Origin of the sequence: Nocardia sp. GP40, assembly GCF_050434125.1 — a bacterium.
Classification (GTDB): Bacteria; Actinomycetota; Actinomycetes; order Mycobacteriales; family Mycobacteriaceae; genus Nocardia; species Nocardia albiluteola.
Window position 1 is genome coordinate 824,833 of record NZ_JBNPVW010000002.1, and the last position, 15,208, is coordinate 840,040.

Sequence of the window (15,208 nt, forward strand, 5' to 3'; positions counted from 1 at the left end):
TCCCGCTGCGCGTCCGTCACACCAGCAGCGAGCCGTGCCCCATGGCGCGAAGCATAGACAATAGCTCCGACCGTGACCCGGCTCCGATCCGACGCCGGATCCGCGCGACATGATGCTCCACCGTCTTGGCGGATATGTACAGCCTGGCGCCGATCTCCCGGTATGTCAGCCCGAGCAGCACCAGTTCGGCGACCTCGCGCTCGCGTTCGCTCAGGGCCGGGCCGGGTGCGGCCGGCGCGGCCTCGGCGGGGGCCGCGGACGGGGCTTGCGGGCGCTGCGGCGGACCGGATTGCGACCGCACGGTGCGCGCCAGCGTCAGCAGTGCGCCCGCGGCCGCTGGATCCTCGGTGGCCAGGGCGGCGTCGGCCGCCAGGCGCGCGGCATCCCAGCTCGGTCCGATCTCGGCCAGCCGCCGCACCGCGGCCTCGACCCGGGGCCGGGCGACCTGACCGCGAAGTATCAGCATCCAGGTGTGACCCGCCTCGGCCAGGATCGCGGCGTGCGGATCGCCGGTCGCGGCGGACGCGGCCAGCAGCCGCGCGGGGAGCAGCACCTCCGCGGGACGGGACCGGGTGATCGCGGCCTGAATCGCGTACCAGTGGAAGGTATTGGCCCAGGCGGGCGGATTTCCCAAGCGGTGCAGCACATCCCGCGCGGCATTCACCAGCGCGGCGATGCGGCCCTCGTCGCGCAGCCGGATGCCGGCCAGCCACAGTTCGCCGATCGGCAGCAGTGCCAGCAGATCCACGCCGACGACGTCGAACATCGGGCAGGCGGCCCGCCAGGCCTGGGCGAGCGCGGCCGGGTCGTCACCGCGGCGCGCCAGCGCGACCTGCAGGCCGTGCCCGAGGAACCGGTCCCGCGGCGCGAGCGCCTCGATGTCCAGGGTTGCCAGCAGTGTCGCGGCGGAGTGCTCGTCGCCGCCGTACAGGGCGGTCCAGGCCGCCAGCACCGTCCGGGGGGCGGATGCTCGCGTGGTGTCCGGCAGGCCTGCCGGGGGCAGCGTGCGAGACCACGCGGGGGATTGCGACGTACCGCCGTTGACCCGTGGGGTGTCAGGCCGGTCCTGGGACGCAACGCCATTCGACGCACCGGCGGGCCGCAGCGCATCGGCGGCACGGCCCGGCTCGCCCATGCTCAGGCACAGCAGGGTGGCGATCGCGGTTCCGGCGCAGGGCAGGAGGCGGTCGGAGACGGGGACACCGCCCACGCGGCCCGCCTGAATCAACGCCGATGCGGCGGCAACCGCAGCATCGCGCGAGGTTCGGGGTGCGGCGGGCCCGTCGATCGGCGCGGTCCGGACGGCCGTGCTCTCTTCGGCCGGGGCGGCACCATTGGTGGCCGCGCCTGCGGGGCGCGGGGCCAGGCCGTCGGCGGTCGCCGCGCCTCGGGCCGGTGCGGGGCGATAGGCGGGCGCGTATCCGCTGTCTGGTGTGGCGACGGGGGCGGGCGCGTGGCGGTCGTCCGGCGCGGTGTTGCCCGCGGCGGCGAGGTGAGCGCCGGTCGCCCGGTCGTCGAGTGGCAACGGCGTTGCGGCGCAGAGGGATTGGGCCAGGGCCGCGGCGATGAGCGAGGCGCGGGTCGTGGCCTCGGTCGGTGGCCACAGGGCCGCCGACGCCGACAGCGCCTGCGCCTCGCGGGCGCGGCCCGCCAGGTACAGCACGGTCGCACCGATCGCCCAGTCCGGCCCGATCCGCTCGGCGCCCAGCCAGGAATACAGCTGCGCGGCGCGATCGACCAGACCGCGCTGGGTCCACACCACGGCGCAGATCCGCACGGCCGCAGCGAGTTCGGCGGGGGGAGTAGCGTCCGTGAGCAGCGGTTCGGCCAGTCGCAGCGCGGTGTCGCCGTCGCCGCCGCGGGCGGCCGCGTCCGCCCAGCGCAGCGCGATGGGGCGCTGATCGGCGCCGCTGCGCACCGCCGCGGTGTAGTACCGCACCGCGTCCTCGCCCGCCCGGTCCGCGGCCGCGCACAGGAACTCGGCCAGCCGCGGATCGCACACCCCGGACTCGGCCAGCAGCAGGGCGGTGTGATTGCGCAACAACCCCGCCGCGAGGCGCGCGTGCAGCAGCCGCTGCAGGACCGCCAGGTAGCGGCGATCGCCCACCAGCGTGCGCAGCGGCGCCTCGGCCGATTCGAGCAGCAGATCGGCGTCGGTCACCAGCGCGGTCGCGCGGGCCCGATCGATGAGATCCCGGGCGGCGCTCGGGCTCGTCCCCAGCACCTCGGTGAACTCGCCCGGATCCAGCCCCGCGCCGGTGGTGGCGACGACGAAGACCTCCAGCAGGTTCGGGTCCGCGTTGTCGAGCATCGAGCGCGCCCAGGCCGCGACCGCCTCGTCGACCGCGTCCACACCCGCATCCAGCCGGGTGGCGCAGGCGGCGGACAGCGCGGCGACGACGCCGCCGTGGATTCCGCCGGTCTGCCGGTGCACGTGCTGCGCGACCGCGCGGGGCACCGTCATGCCCAATTCCCGGGCGAACGGCGCGATGTCCGCCACACCCAGCGCGCGCAGGTCGATCACCCGGCCGCGCCGGGACACCGCGTCGGCGAGTGCGCGCAACGCGGGGTCGTGCGGGCCGGGCCGGATCGCGATCACCATGGTGCAGCGGGCGGATCCGACCGCCGCGCACAGTCTTTCCAGTTCGATTCGCGACAGCGTGTGGGCGTCGTCGAGGATCAGCGTGGGCCGCGGTCCGGGCCTGCGATCGGCCGGATCGACGTCCGATGCGGCGAGCGCCTCGGCGAGGGTGTCGCAGACGGTGACGCCGTGGCCGCGCAGGCGGTGGCGGATCGCGCCGAGGAGGGTGGACTTGCCGGTGCCGGAGCGGCCCCGGATCAGGTATACGAGCGGATCCGTGGTCTCGGATTCCAGCTCGCGCAGGATGTCTCGCGCCCCGGCCAGTGATTCGACCGCGACGGGAAAGGTGCCGGGCACAGTTGCCGCCTCAGTTGCCGGGCCGAGCGGAACGGGCGCCCGGGGAATGGGCGGCCACGCCGGGTGCCGGACCCGGGGTGGCCGGAGGGGTGCACACGGCGAAGCCCCTCGCCTCGCCGAAACCCTGCGTGCGAGCCTGAGTCATCCCGAGAACCTCTGTCGTTGGAGAATGCGCGGTCGATCTGTGTCGGTGTTCGTGCTGACCTACCGAGCCTGTCGGTTGCTGGGGAGTCGTCGTTACCGGTCTTCTGGCCCTTTTGCGTAACAATGCGCGCGATGAGCCCGCTGACGTCGCAGGACCTCACCGCGAGGGTAGCCGTGGTGGTGGAGCCGGAAATCAGGGCGTAAGTGCCGCGGCAACCGGGTCGATCAGGATCTTGGCGTGCAGGTCGGGGTGGGCCAGGGCGGTGAACGCGGCCTCGACGCCGCCCAGCCCGACCGTGCCGGTGATCAACGGGGCCGGATCGACCCTGCCCTCGGCGATCATGTGCAGGGTGTCGCGGAATTCGCCCGGGTCGTATCCGAACGCGAAGCGCAGTTCGATCTCCTTGTTGATCGCCATCGCGGGGTGGAACTCGTCGGGCTGCATGCACACGCCCACCACGACGATCCGGGACCGCGGCGGGGCGGCGGTGATGATCTGGTCGATGATGCCGGGCACGCCGACGCATTCGAATACCACCGGACCGGCCGGGCCCCGGTCGAGGGTGTGCATCAGCCGGAACAGGTACCACCACGGCAGATTCGGGATGCGCCGCAGGCGGTCCATCGCGTCGAAGCCGAGATTCAAGATGTCGGTGACCCCCTGGGCGCGGCCCCCGCGCGGCCCGGCCGTCCAGGGCGCCTCGATCGCGGGATCGACGACGGCATCCGCACCGCAGCGGGCGGCCAACTCCCGGCGTCGGGGCGAGAAGTCGCTGGCAACAACGGTTTTCACCCCCGCGGCCTTCAGCATCGCGATCACCGCCAGGCCGATCGGCCCGCAGCCGATCACGAACGCGACCTGCTTCTTACCGACCCGGCCCTTGCGCACCGCGTGCCAGGCCACGGCCATGGGCTCGGTGAGGGCGGCATGGTCGGCCGACAGGCCGTTCGGTACCGCGAAGGTCATCGATTCCTGGGCGATCACCTGTTCGGCGTACCCGCCGGGCGCGGCCGCCGAGAGGCCGGTCAGCTGCGGTTTTTTGCCATGCCGCAGGATCGGCAGCGCGACCACCCGGGTGCCGCGCGGCCAGCGGCGATGGCAGCCGGGCCCGTAATCGGCGATCTCGCCGCAGAACTCGTGGCCCAGCACCACGCGCTGATCCGAGCGCATGAATTCGTCGTACCCGGTCGCGGCCGCGAGGTCGGCGAGCTCGTCGCAGTGCACCCGCGCGTGCAGGTCGGACCCGCAGATCCCGCATCGCTCCACGGTGATGAGCACCTGCCCCGGGCCGGGCTCCGGCGTCGGGATGTCGGCGACCTCCAGCTTGCTGTTCGAACAGACCACCGCCTTCATACTGCGAACCGTACCCCGCCTGTCCGGCCCGGATGCCCGGTTCGCGGGACTGGCCGGAACCCTCCGGCCGCCCGTTCCGGCGCGCTGGGTCGTGCGAAGCGGGCGACTGTCGTAGCTGTGATGCGCATCACATAAATCGGGCGTCACGGGCCCGCTGAATCCTGTGTCCAACCGGATGTAAGCACGTCAACCGGAAGGATTTCCGCGATGCCCGCCATCGATCTGCTCGACTCCTACATCAACTACACCGATATCGGCACCGGCGCCGTCCCGGTGGTTTTCCTGCACGGCAACCCGACCTCGTCGTACCTGTGGCGCAACGTCATCCCGCACGTCAGCGGCGAGACCCGGGCGCTGGCGCCCGATCTGATCGGAATGGGTAATTCGGGTAAGCCGGACATCGCCTATCGCTTCGCCGATCACGCGCGGTACCTGGATGCCTGGTTCGACGCCCTGGGCCTGGACGAGGTCGTCATCGTCGGGCACGACTGGGGCGGCGCGCTCGGGATGGATTGGGCGGCAAGGCATCCCGGGCGGGTACGCGGCATCGCGGTGATCGAGACGTTCCTGCGACCGCTGAGCTGGTCGGACCTTCCGCCCCAGGGTGCGGAGCTGTTCCGCAGCTACAAGACGCTCGAAGGGGAGCGAAAGGTGCTGCAGGAGAACTCGTTCATCGAATTCAACCTGCCCTTCGGCGCCAAGAGCCTCACCTCGGCGGATCTGGATGTGTATCGCGCGCCCTACCCGACCCCGGAAACCCGCCGGCCGCTGCTGGCGTGGCCGCGGGAGTTCCCGATTCATGGCGAGATGCCCGATGTCGTGGCCATTGTCGAGAACTACGGCAGTGTCATGGCGGCTACGCCCGAGATTCCCAAATTGGTCATGGGTGTGGAGAACGGCGTGGGTCTGGGTGCGCCGGAGGCGATCGCATGGGCGGTGGCCACATTCGCTGCGGCCGAATCGGTTTCGGTCGGCGCGGCCGGGCATCATGCCCCGGAGGACCAGCCCGATGCCATCGGTGCGGCCGTGGCGGACTGGCTGCACAGGCACCGGCTGCTCGAATCCGCCTCGGCGAAAAAGGTCGTGTCGCACTGAGCCGGGCGGTCGGCACGCACCGCGAGCGCGGCGGCCCGGGTGTTCGGGGCCGCCGTCGGCGGTGACGCTCACTTGCCAGGTGTGCCGATCCGCCGAACGATGGTGGAGTGGATATCGAATCGGTGGCCGACCCGGAGTCGGGGGAGGCCGAACTGGTGGCGCGGGCCGTGGCGGGCGAGCGTGCGGCGGTGACGGAAGTGGCTCGTCTGCTGCAGGATCCGCTGTACCGGCTGGCGCTGCGCATGACCGGCCGCGTGCCGGACGCCGAGGATGCCACCCAGGAGATCCTGTTGCGCGTGCTGGAGCGGCTCGGCACCTGGCGCGGTGAGGCCAGGCTGTCGACCTGGGCCTACCGCATCGGGGTGAACTACCTGCTGAACCTGCGCCGCCGCAGCCCCCAGGAGGCCGCGCAGGTCTCGCTCGACGACTTCGCCGCGGATCTGCGCAACGGGCTGGCTGCCGACGACTACCGGGGACCCGAGGCGACCGTGCTCACCCACGAGGTCAGGCTCAACTGCAGCCAGGGCATGCTGCAGTGCCTGAGCCGGGACGAGCGCGTCGCCTTTGTGCTGCACGACGTCTTCGAGCTCGGCTCGGACGAGGCGGCCTGGATCACCGACACCACCCCGGCCGCGCATCGCAAGCGTCTGGAACGGGCCCGCAAACGCCTCGGCAACTTCGTGAACTCCGCCTGCGGCCTGGTCGACCCGAAGGCCCCGTGTCGCTGTGCCCGCCGCGTCGAGCGCGCCGTCGAGCTCGGCCGCATCGATCCGCGCCGCCCGGCCTATGCCACCCACCCGGTCACCGCCGGTGGCCGCACCACGGCGGAAGCCGAACAGCAGATGATCCGGCTGCACGACACGGCCGCGATATTTCGCGCACATCCGGACTATGCCGCACCCGAGGCGCGCAGGGATGCCGTCGCCGCCCTGCTCGGCTCGGGGCGTTTCCCCATGTTGAACCGGCCGCGCGACTGAATCCCGCGCGCGGCGGACGAGTGACCCGAGACCGGGTATGCCGGCCGAAGAGGAAGGCAGGTGCGAGATGAGCCGAACCGATATCGTGCGAGAGCTGCTCGATCGCGCGGGCACCAGCTACGCGCGGCGGGCCGGCATCGAGCCGGCCGACAAGCCCGCGCCTCTGTTCCAATTGCTGATGCTCGCCGAGTTGCTGAGCATCCGGATTTCCTCGGAGATCGCGCTGCGCGCGGTCAGGGAGCTGATCGCTTCCGGGTACACCACCCCGCGGCACGTCGCGGCGGCCGACTGGCAGGACCTCGTCGACGCGCTCGGCCGCGGTCATTACAGGCGCTACGACGAGTCCACAGCCACCCGTCTGGGCGAAAACTCGACGCTGCTGCTCGAGCGTTATCACGGCGATCTGCGGCGGTTGGCGAAGGAGGCCGACGGCGATCCGGGCCGTCTGGCCGAACTGTTGCAGCAGTTCAAGGGCATCGGCCCGGTCGGCGCGGACATCTTCCTGCGGGAGATCCAAGACGTCTGGACCTGGGTGCGGCCACACTTCGACGACCGGGCCAGGCAGGGCGCCAGGCGGCTCGGGCTACCCGACGATCCGGCGAGTCTGGACCGGCTGAGCTCGCCGGGCCACGATGCCGAATTCGCCGCCGCGCTGGTCCGCGTCACCCTGGACCGCGATCTGGCCGACACGGTGCTGGCTGCGGCCGGATAGTGCGCGGCCGGTCCGGACCCTCGTCGAGGCGGTCCGGGCCCCGCCGGCCGCCGCTCACCGATCCGGACCCGGCGCCGTTGCGGGATCGATGTGACGCGGACCACTGCTGACCAGGTGGTTTCCGGCGATTCGGTCACCTGGTGGAAAATTCTTCGGCCGTTCGGGAATGGACGAGACGTGCCGCTCGTTGAGCTGATCGACGCAAGATTGAGCGCGTGAGACTCAAGTTTATGTTTGACTCGTACCCCTCGCGGGTGCAGGATTGAGTCGACCACGCTCAGTGTTGCGCAGGACCGTGCTCCAGGCGGTGTTCGGGGTGAGGTCCGGTGGCCGCCGCCCGGCGGCCACGGCAGGCATTTGCCCTGCATCGACACATATACGTTCGTCATACAGGAGGAATCACAATGGCTCGTGCGGTCGGTATCGACCTCGGGACCACGAACTCTGTCGTCGCCATTCTCGAAGGCGGCGAACCGGTCGTTGTCGCCAACTCGGAGGGATCGCGGACCACTCCGTCGATCGTCGCGTTCGCGAAGAACGGCGAGGTGCTGGTCGGCCAGCCGGCGAAGAACCAGGCGGTCACCAACGTCGATCGCACCATCCGCTCGGTCAAGCGCCACATCGGCACGGACTGGAACGTCGACATCGACGGCAAGAAGTACACCCCGCAGGAGATCAGCGCGCGCGTGCTGATGAAGCTCAAGCGGGACGCGGAGGCCTACCTCGGTGAGGAGATCACCGACGCGGTCATCACCGTCCCGGCGTACTTCGAGGACGCGCAGCGCCAGGCCACCAAGGAGGCCGGCCAGATCGCGGGCCTGAACGTTCTGCGCATCGTCAACGAGCCCACCGCCGCGGCCCTGGCCTACGGCCTGGACAAGGGCGACAAGGAGCAGACCATCCTGGTCTTCGACCTCGGTGGTGGCACCTTCGACGTCTCGCTGCTGGAGATCGGCGAGGGCGTCGTCGAGGTCCGCGCGACCTCCGGTGACAACCACCTCGGTGGTGACGACTGGGACGAGCGCGTTGTGCAGTGGCTGGTCGACAAGTTCAAGGGCACCAGCGGCATCGACCTGACCAAGGACAAGATGGCGATGCAGCGGCTGCGCGAGGCCGCGGAGAAGGCGAAGATCGAGCTGAGCTCCTCGCAGAGCACCTCGATCAACCTGCCCTACATCACCGTCGACGCGGACAAGAACCCGCTGTTCCTGGACGAGCAGCTCACGCGCTCGGAGTTCCAGAAGATCACCTCCGATCTGCTGGACCGCACCCGGCAGCCGTTCCAGTCGGTCATCAAGGACGCCGGCATCTCGGTCTCCAACATCGATCACGTTGTGCTCGTTGGTGGTTCGACCCGTATGCCCGCCGTTTCCGAGCTGGTCAAGGAACTGACCGGCGGCCAGGAGCCGAACAAGGGCGTGAACCCGGACGAGGTCGTCGCCGTCGGCGCCGCCCTGCAGGCCGGCGTGCTCAAGGGCGAGGTCAAGGACGTCCTGCTGCTCGATGTGACCCCGCTGTCGCTGGGCATCGAGACCAAGGGCGGGGTGATGACCAAGCTCATCGAGCGCAACACCACCATCCCGACCAAGCGCTCGGAGACCTTCACCACCGCGGACGACAACCAGCCCTCGGTGCAGATCCAGGTGTTCCAGGGCGAGCGCGAGATCGCCTCGCACAACAAGCTGCTGGGCTCCTTCGAGCTGACCGGCCTCCCGCCGGCCCCGCGCGGCGTGCCGCAGATCGAGGTCACCTTCGACATCGACGCCAACGGCATCGTGCACGTCACCGCGAAGGACAAGGGCACCGGCAAGGAGAACAAGATCAAGATCCAGGACGGCTCCGGCCTGTCCAAGGAGGAGATCGACCGGATGGTCAAGGACGCCGAGGCGCACGCGGCCGAGGACAAGACGCGTCGCGAGGAGGCCGAGACCCGCAACCAGGCCGAGTCCCTGGTGCACCAGACCGAGAAGTTCATCAAGGACAACGAGGACAAGGTGCCCGCGGACATCAAGGGCAAGGTCGAGGAGGCCATCGCCGGCGCCAACGAGGCGCTGAAGGGCACCGACATCGCGGCCATCAAGACCGCGGTGGAGAAGCTGGCCACCGAGTCGCAGGCCCTGGGCCAGGCGATCTACGAGGCCTCCGCGGCCGGCGACGCCTCCGACGGCGCCGCGGGATTCGGCGGAGCGGCCGGCGCCACCGGCCAGACCGCCCCGCAGTCCGATGACACGGTCGTGGACGCCGAGGTCGTCGAAGAGCCGGAGAAGAAGTGACAGAACACGGCGCCGGGCCGATCGATCCGCAAGGCCCGGAACAGGAACCGATCACGATCTTCGACAATCGCAAGGTCGATCCGGTCACCGGTGAGGTTCGCGAGGCCGCGGCGGCCGATGCCGCCGCGGCCCCCGCGCCGGAGCCCGCGCCGTCCGGCGACGATTCCGTCGCCGCCGAACTGGCCGAGCGCACAGCCGATCTGCAGCGGCTGACTGCCGAGTACGCCAACTACCGCCGACGCGTCGAGCGCGACCGCAAGGCCGCGATCGACACCGCCAAGTCCGCGGTGGTCACCGAATTGCTCGGTGTGCTCGACGATCTGGATCGTGCCCGGGCCCACGGCGACCTGGAGTCCGGCCCGCTGAAGTCGGTGGCGGACAAGCTCGCCGAGGCCCTGCAGAAGCAGGGGCTCGAGCAGTTCGGCATGGAGGGCGAGCCCTTCGACCCGACCTTGCACGAGGCCGTGCAGCACGAGGGCGAGGGTCACGATCCGGTGATCGGAGTCGTGATGCGCAAGGGTTACCGGTTCGGTGACCGCGTGCTGCGGCACGCGCTTGTCGGAGTCACCGACGGGGTAACGGATCTGGTGACGGGTTCACCGAACGTTGGCGCCGATGGCGACGACATCTGAGCAGCAGCAGAGATCTATAGAACCCGACTCGGGCGGTGGGGCGGGAGAATGTGTAGAGCACAGAAAGGAGGAGATGCCCCGTGAATCGTGAGTGGCTCGAAAAGGACTTCTACAAAGAGCTGGGTGTTTCCTCCGGTGCCTCCCCGGACGAGATCAAGAAGGCCTACCGCAAGCTGGCCCGTGACCTGCACCCGGACAAGAACCCGGGTGATGCCAAGGCCGAGGAGCGGTTCAAGGCTGTCAGCGAGGCGCATGCCGTGCTGTCGGATCCGGAAAAGCGCTCGGAGTACGACGAGGCCCGGCGGCTGTTCGCCAGCGGTGGCTTCCCGCGGGGCGGGGGTTTCTCGCCCGGCGGCGGCTACACGCAGGGTGGATTCAACGAGTTCAACCTGGGCGACATCTTCGGCGGCGCGCAGACCGCCGGCGGCGATGGCGGCCTGGGCGACATCCTGGGCGGCCTGTTCAACCGCGGCGGCACGCGCACCTCGTCGCGTCCGCGTCGGGGCAGCGATGTCGAGACCGAGACGACCCTGGGCTTCCGCGAGGCCGCCCAGGGCGTGACGGTCCCGCTGCGGATGACCAGTCCGTCGCCGTGCACCACCTGTCACGGCAGCGGCGCCAAGCCCGGCACGAGTCCGCGGGTCTGCCCGCACTGCAACGGAACCGGCGTCATCAGCCGGAACCAGGGTGCGTTCGGATTCAGCGAGCCGTGCGAGGACTGCCGTGGCACGGGGTCGATCATCGACGACCCGTGCGTGGACTGCCGCGGCACCGGCATCCAGAACCGGACCCGCACCATTACGGTGCGGATCCCGCCGGGGGTGCGCGACGGCCAGCGAATTCGCCTGGCGGGTCAGGGCGAGGCGGGCCTGCGCGGCGCGCCCGCGGGTGACCTGTTCGTCACCGTGCACGTCGGCCAGGACAAGGTCTTCGGCCGCAACGGCGACGATCTGACCCTGGTGCTGCCGGTCAGCTACAGCGAACTGGTGCTCGGCACAACGGTTTCCGTGCCGACGCTGGAGGGCCGCGTCGGGGTGAAGGTGCCCGCGGGCACCGCCGACGGCCGCACCCTGCGCGTGCGCGGGCGCGGTGTGCCCAAGCGCACCGGCGGCGCCGGCGACCTGCTGGTCACGGTCAAGGTGGCGGTGCCGCCCAAGCTGGACGACAATGCCACCGAGGCGCTACGGCAGTATGCGGAGGCGGAGAAGGCCGCCGGGTTCGATCCGCGAGCTGGATGGGCAGGTGCGTAATGTCCGGTCACGCAGGGGCTCCGCCCCCACCCGGTGAAGACAGGGGTCGAGCGAGCGCCGAGTACTTCGTGATCTCGGTTGCCGCCCAGCTGGCCGGAATGCACGCGCAGACGCTGCGCACCTACGACCGGCTGGGTCTGGTGACGCCGCACCGCACCTCGGGCGGCGGTCGGCGCTATTCGAATCGGGACGTGGAGCTGCTGCGCGAGGTGCAGCGGCTGTCCCAGGACGAGGGCGTCAACCTGGCCGGTATCAAGCGGATCATCGACCTGACCAATCAGGTCGAGGCGCTGCAGGAGCGGGTGGGCGAGCTGACGGCCGAGGTCGAGCGGCTGCGCTCGGCCTACCGGCCCGATCTCACCCCGCCGCAACGCAGTACGGCCCTGGTGGTGTGGCAGCCGCGCAACAAGCGCCGGTAACCGGCGAAACATCCACCGAGACAGCGCCCCTGGATCCCAGGGGCGCTGTCTTCGTATCGGCGGTGCAGGACGATGAGGCCGGCCAACGCGCGGACCGAACCGAATCGCCCAGGGACCGCAGCCGAATCCGTCTACGCTGGAACTATGCGATCCCGGTTTCGAAGGTCCGTCCTCGCCGCGCTCGCCGCCGCGGCATCGACCGTCTTGATGTGTCCACCGGCTCCGGCCGCCCCGCCGATGCGGCCGGCCGCGGGCCTCCCGTCGCTCGGCCCCGGATTTCTCTGGGGCGTGTCCACCTCCGGCTTCCAGTCGGAGGGGCATGCGCCCGACAGCAATTGGACGCGTTACGTCGCCGCGAACCCCGCCTACGACAGACTGCAGGACTCGGTCGACTTCTACGACCGCTACGACTCGGACATCCACGCGGCCGCGGCGATGGGGGTGCGGGTATTCCGGATCTCGATCGAATGGGCCCGGCTCGAGCCCGCGCCGGGAGTGTGGGACGAGGGCGCGTTCCGCCACTACGACGCGGTCGTCGCGAGCATCGAAGGGGCCGGGATGCGGCCGATGATCACGCTGGACCACTGGGTGTACCCGGGCTGGGAGGCCGGCCGGGGCGGCTGGCGCGCTGCGGGCATGGTCGGCGACTGGCTGGACAACGCGCGCAGGGTCGTCGACCGCTACCGGTCGCGTAATCCGCTGTGGGTCACCGTGAACGAGCCGGTCGCCTACGCCGAGCAGGAGGCCCGGCACGGCGCCGCGGACCCGAACCGGATGCTGGACCGAATCGCGCAGGTGCACAACGCCATCTACGACTACATCCACCAGGTGCAGCCCGGCGCACAGGTCACCAGCAACCTCGGCTACGCCGCCGGTGAGGAGGCACGGGTCAACGGTGGGATCGTCGACCGCATCGCGAACCGGCTCGACTATGTCGGGATCGACTACTACTTCGCCTACGATCCGGCCTCGGCGTTCCTCGACGGCATCTCGCAAGCCACCGGGTCGGCGATACCCAGCATCTCGAGCGCGCGGCTGTCGGATCTGCCGGTGCGTCCCGAGGGGATTTACTATGCGCTGCAATACTATTCGCGACGGTTCCCGGGAAAGCCGCTCTACATCGTCGAGAACGGCCTGCCGACCGACAACGGCCGCCCGCGCGCGGACGGCTACAGCCGCAGTGATCACCTGCGCGACACCGTGTTCTGGCTGCAGCGTGCCAAGGCCGACGGCATGAACGTCATCGGCTACAACTACTGGAGTCTCACCGACAACTACGAATGGGGCAGCTACGCACCCCGATTCGGCCTCTACACCGTGGATGTCCGGACCGACCCCACGCTCACCCGTCGCCCCACCGACGCCGTCGGAACCTACAATCAGCTCATTGCCGCGGGCGGCGTCCCGCCCGGCTACCGGCCGGTCCGCGCCCCGTCCCTGTGCATCCTGGTCGATCCACCCGCCAGCTGCCTTTCCGCGGTCGGTGGGCCGTAACCCCAACGGGCGCACCGCTCACGCAATACGCGCACGAACTCCGGGATGCCGGCCTCCCGCACCTCGTGTAATACCGGGCCGAGGTAGACGGCGGCAGGCTCACCCGGGCGCGCGGGCCGCGTGACCGCTATTCGAAGGTCTGACCGAGATGCGCTCGGCTATCGGGGAAATCGCCATCGTGGTACCGGATCGGGCGCTGAGGTAGTTCGCCGCGTGATGGGCCGGCCGGTCGTCCTCGTGCGCGCGGTTCGCAGGACTGCGTTTTGTTGCGAGATATGTGCTGTGCTTGCAGATGGAAGAGATACACAGCGCGGGTGAGACATTCGTGCCGAAGTTGTCTCGAGGTGGCTCGAAGCTTGCCAGCCGCGCGTGCCGAGCGGAGGGGCGGGGTCGCGGTCCGAGCTCTCGGCGGTTGCAGGATGATCGCTGCAAACGTGAGGCTTGCAAAATGAATACTGGTATTTCGCTGAGGGTTTGGCCGCTATCACCCGGCGTGTCCCTGGTAAACGGTCTGTTTCCATGGGGCTATACGCGCCCTATCCTGGTTTTTGGGGAATTACATTCCCGTTGTTTAGACGACCAGTTCCGTTGCTGGCAAACCTCGCCTACACTCGGTCTCCATCGGCTGCTGTCGATTGACCGCCAGTGCACCACCCGCGGCCAGGCTCTTGCTCGAGTGTGAAATGGGGTTGTGAGACAAATGGATTCGCAGACCATCGCATTGATAAGAACGACGTTCAAGGCGGTTGCTGCGAATGAGTCGGGGCCCGAAAATCTGGCCCGCTCGTTCTACGCGATCTTGTTCACCGAGCACCCGCACATCCGTGACTTCTTCCCCGCGGCCCTGGAGGCCCAGCGCGACCGGCTGGTCAAGGCGATCGGCTACGTCGTCGACGAACTCGAAGATCCGGACAAGCTGCTGCCCTTTCTCGCGCAGCTCGGCCGCGATCACCGCAAGTACGGTGTTACCGCGGAACACTATGCGGCCGTGGGGAAATCGTTGACCGTCGCGCTGCGCGCCAATGCGGGCACCGAGCTGTGGACCGACGACGTCGATCGCGCCTGGGACGAGGCCGTCGAGCTGATCGCCGGAACCATGATGGCCGCCGCCGAGCAGGAGGACACGCCGCCGGTGTGGACCGGCACGGTGATCGAGCGCCGCGAGACGCTCAGCAATCTGGCCATCGTGCGGCTGCAGCTGGATCAGCCGATGCGGTACGCCGCCGGTCAGTACATGAGCGTGCAGATTCCCGCGCGCCCGCGGATGTGGCGGTACCTGTCCCCGGCTGTTCCCTCCAATGACAACGGGGAGATCGAGTTTCACATCCGCAGCGTCACCGGCGGCTGGGTCAGCCCGGCGATGATGCGCACCGCGGTCGGCGATCAGTGGCTGCTGGGCTCGCCGCTGGGCGGGCTCGGCGTCCCGCGCAACACCCGCCGCAAGATGCTGATGGTCGGCTGTGGCACCGGAATCGCCCCGCTGCGTGCACAACTCATGGCGATGACGCAGCGGCGATCCAACCCGAAGGTGCATCTGTTCGTCGGCGGGCATCATCCCTGCGACCTGTACGACCTGGAGATGCTGAGCTCGCTGGCCGTGGCCAACAAGTGGCTGACCGTCACGCCCGTCGCCGAGAGCAATGAAAACCCCTGGTGGTACCTCGATTCCGGGGAACCCTCGCGCGAGCTGCCGGGCCTGGACCCGCGCCGGGTCGGCCAGATCGGCAGGGTGGTGGCGAGCTACGGGCCCTGGGCGGACCGGGACGTGCAGATCGTCGGTTCGCCGTCGATGGTGCAGACCACCAAGTTCCGGCTGATGGCCGCGGGCACCCCGGGTGCCAGCATCCGGCACGACCCGTTGTTCTGAGGGGAGGATGTGTTCCGGCAGAGGTGATTCCGCCGTTTCCGCGAAGGTCCGGG

At 69.6% G+C, this 15,208-nt stretch carries 11 protein-coding genes; 9 read left to right on the forward strand and 2 right to left on the reverse strand.

The genetic code is table 11. The features are described 5' to 3' along the window. Positions 1-16: 16 nt before the first annotated feature. Positions 17-2,938: a LuxR C-terminal-related transcriptional regulator gene (locus tag ABH933_RS08380; protein WP_429418878.1), complete on the reverse strand. Its 2,922-nt coding sequence runs from the start codon at positions 2,936-2,938 to the stop codon at positions 17-19. A gap of 337 nt (positions 2,939-3,275) precedes the next feature. Then, a complete protein-coding gene (locus ABH933_RS08385; protein ID WP_429418880.1) occupies positions 3,276-4,436 on the reverse strand; it encodes a zinc-binding dehydrogenase in 1,161 nt (386 codons plus the stop codon). A gap of 207 nt (positions 4,437-4,643) precedes the next feature. Here ABH933_RS08385 and ABH933_RS08390 point away from each other — a divergent pair, with 207 nt between their 5' ends. The 9 genes from ABH933_RS08390 to ABH933_RS08430 all read left to right on the forward strand — a co-directional run bounded on the left by ABH933_RS08390 (position 4,644) and on the right by ABH933_RS08430 (position 15,155). Continuing rightward, the gene (locus ABH933_RS08390) at positions 4,644-5,531 is read left to right on the forward strand and encodes a haloalkane dehalogenase (RefSeq protein ID WP_429418882.1); all 888 of its coding nucleotides are present in this window, start codon (positions 4,644-4,646) and stop codon (positions 5,529-5,531) included. 107 nt (positions 5,532-5,638) lie between these two features. Beyond that, positions 5,639-6,508 carry an RNA polymerase sigma factor gene (locus tag ABH933_RS08395; RefSeq protein WP_429418884.1) on the forward strand — a complete coding sequence of 290 codons (870 nt, stop codon included), beginning with the start codon at positions 5,639-5,641 and terminating at the stop codon, positions 6,506-6,508. 67 nt (positions 6,509-6,575) lie between these two features. Beyond that, a complete protein-coding gene (locus tag ABH933_RS08400; protein WP_429418886.1) occupies positions 6,576-7,220 on the forward strand; it encodes an endonuclease in 645 nt (214 codons plus the stop codon). A gap of 404 nt (positions 7,221-7,624) precedes the next feature. Then, on the forward strand, positions 7,625-9,493 hold the full coding sequence (gene dnaK, locus ABH933_RS08405) for a molecular chaperone DnaK (protein WP_215922225.1): 1,869 nt from the start codon (positions 7,625-7,627) through the stop codon (positions 9,491-9,493). Between the two features lie 20 nt (positions 9,494-9,513). Beyond that, the gene (grpE, locus tag ABH933_RS08410) at positions 9,514-10,125 is read left to right on the forward strand and encodes a nucleotide exchange factor GrpE (protein ID WP_429419245.1); all 612 of its coding nucleotides are present in this window, start codon (positions 9,514-9,516) and stop codon (positions 10,123-10,125) included. Positions 10,126-10,205: 80 nt separating this feature from the next. After that, positions 10,206-11,375, forward strand: coding sequence for a molecular chaperone DnaJ (gene dnaJ, locus ABH933_RS08415; protein WP_429418888.1), 1,170 nt, complete (start codon positions 10,206-10,208; stop codon positions 11,373-11,375). Further along, on the forward strand, positions 11,375-11,794 hold the full coding sequence (locus ABH933_RS08420) for a heat shock protein transcriptional repressor HspR (protein ID WP_429418890.1): 420 nt from the start codon (positions 11,375-11,377) through the stop codon (positions 11,792-11,794). The genes dnaJ and ABH933_RS08420 overlap by 1 nt, the downstream gene beginning before the upstream one ends. Before the next feature lie 144 nt (positions 11,795-11,938). Further along, entirely contained in the window at positions 11,939-13,288 is a 1,350-nt protein-coding gene (locus ABH933_RS08425) for a family 1 glycosylhydrolase (RefSeq protein WP_429418892.1), read from the forward strand. A 700-nt stretch (positions 13,289-13,988) separates the two neighbouring features. Next, positions 13,989-15,155, forward strand: a complete 1,167-nt coding sequence (locus ABH933_RS08430) for a globin domain-containing protein (protein WP_429418894.1) — start codon at positions 13,989-13,991, stop codon at positions 15,153-15,155. The last annotated feature ends 53 nt before the right edge of the window (positions 15,156-15,208 follow it).